We start from the raw sequence: 1,941 nt of genomic DNA, 5'->3' as shown, positions 1-1,941 counted from the left end.
GGTCTGTTCGGATTATTGTAAAAAGAGCTATACTTTCAAGTATGGCGTTTTTTTATTCTAAACGCTTAATAACCGCGACTCAGCTGCTTTTAAATGCAACTAACCTTAGCTATAAATGTTTAAGAAATTTACTAAACAGAAAAAAAAGGCAAAAGAAACCCTAGGGTAGCTAGTTATTCACTATCCGTTTTTTAAGTTGGCGTTTTTTTCTGTTTTAAACGCTTTATAAGCGCGTTTCAGCTTATGTAGGTAGAAGTTTGATAAAGACATAAGGTGCACATAGTGCAAAAAATTAAACATGACACGCCAGATACGTGAGTTTTTTTGTCATTTAATCTGTACAGAGAAGATAAATAAACAGCTTCAGTGTTTATGATAAGGGGGCTGGCGGAGTTTGTCAAGCAAGTTTTTTCGTTTCTATTGTAATGACAGTTATGGCCTGTGCAAGAAATCTATTGATTTACAGCAGGTTGCTTGTTACAGTTCACAATTATGCGAAGAAACCTAAAGCCTCATGAGTTTATTTACAGCCAATGATTTACATAATTTGGAACTGTATAGCTGAGTATTGTATATGATAATATTGATAACAAATGATGATGGCTTTGGAAGTGAAGGAATAAAATTACTCAAAGAGATTGCACGGAATTTTGCGTCAGAAATATGGATGGTGGCACCAGATACTTATAGAAGCGGGGCTGCAAGATCTCTTGATCATCCAGTGAAACAATCTATTGGAATAAACCAACATAGTGAAAGGGAATTTAGTGTGTCTGGTACTCCTGCAGATTGTGTAATGACACATTGCGCTAAATAAAGTTATGAATAAAAAACCAGACTTAATATTGTCCGGAGTAAATATTGGATCAAATGTCGGGGACGATATTTGTTATTTAGGAACAATTGGTGCGGTAATGGAAGGTGCTGCAAGGTCTATACCTTCTATTGCGCTAAGCCAAGTTTATCATAATAAAATAGACAGGCACAATACAAAGGTTTTTGCACCAAAGGTTATTGCCAAGCTAGTTAAGGTTGGTTGGCCTAAAAACATAGTGATGAGTGTAAATTTTCCTACGGAAAAAGTAAAAGGAGTAGAATTTGCTGAACAAGGTGAATATAACATTGATGGGGATTTAACTTTTACTGAAAATTCGAATGGCTCTTTTAGCTTAAATTGGTCTCGAGAACACTCAGGCAGTGGTAGTGTAAATAAAATAAAAGAAGGATTTATTACTATTACACCGGTAAAATTAGATTTTACAGATTATGATACATTGAATGCTATGAAAAATTCTTACGCAGACGAATTTTCTTCTATAGCTGACTGAAAAAAACATTTGCATTGCTCCTAACTAGATATTTTCCATTATGTTATCGTGAGCGATTATTTTTTCTTCACCTGTATCCATATTTTTTACTTTAACAGTATTGTTGTTTAACTCATCATTCCCAAAGATCAATGCAATTTTAGCATTTGCTTGACTTGCTTTCTTCATGCGATTTTTAACTGTCCCACTGTGTTCGTAACTTACATATAAACTATTTCTGCGCAATTCATTCGCAAGTGTTAGAGCATATTCTTCAGCCTCTCTGCCGATCGGAATTAGGTAAATAGGTCGCTCTTCTTTCGGAGAATAATTGATTAACTCCATTATGCGCTCAATCCCCCCTGCAAATCCTATTGCTGGAGTGTGTTTTCCACCTACTGAAGATACTAAATTATCGTATCTTCCACCGGCAAAAACTGCCCCTTGTGCACCTAAATCCTCTGTAACAAAATCAAACACTGTGTGGCAATAATAATCCAAGCCTCGAACTAGTTTATTGTTTACGGTATAAGGTATATCAAGAATTGTTAATCCATTTAGTATTTGTTCAAAGAAATCTGAGGACTCTTTCGTATAATAATTGCTGATTTTAGGCGCATCAGAAATTATTGAT

At 35.0% G+C, this 1,941-nt stretch carries 1 protein-coding gene and 1 pseudogene; one reads left to right on the top strand and one right to left on the bottom strand.

Annotation, left to right across the window (positions count from 1 at the left end):
- The first annotated feature begins 574 nt into the window (after positions 1-574).
- Positions 575-1,328: pseudogene (gene surE, locus WGMM_RS04740) on the top strand (5'/3'-nucleotidase SurE).
- A 24-nt stretch (positions 1,329-1,352) separates the two neighbouring features.
- Here surE and WGMM_RS04735 read toward each other — a convergent pair.
- Positions 1,353-1,941: His/Gly/Thr/Pro-type tRNA ligase C-terminal domain-containing protein (locus WGMM_RS04735; RefSeq protein WP_240991943.1), on the bottom strand; the 589-nt coding region annotated here is incomplete at its 5' end.

Origin of the sequence: Wolbachia endosymbiont of Glossina morsitans morsitans (genome assembly GCF_000689175.1) — a bacterium.
In the GTDB taxonomy this organism is placed as follows: domain Bacteria; phylum Pseudomonadota; class Alphaproteobacteria; order Rickettsiales; family Anaplasmataceae; genus Wolbachia; species Wolbachia pipientis.
Note: the sequence above shows the minus strand (reverse complement) of the source record. Positions and strands in the feature narration are given on the sequence as shown.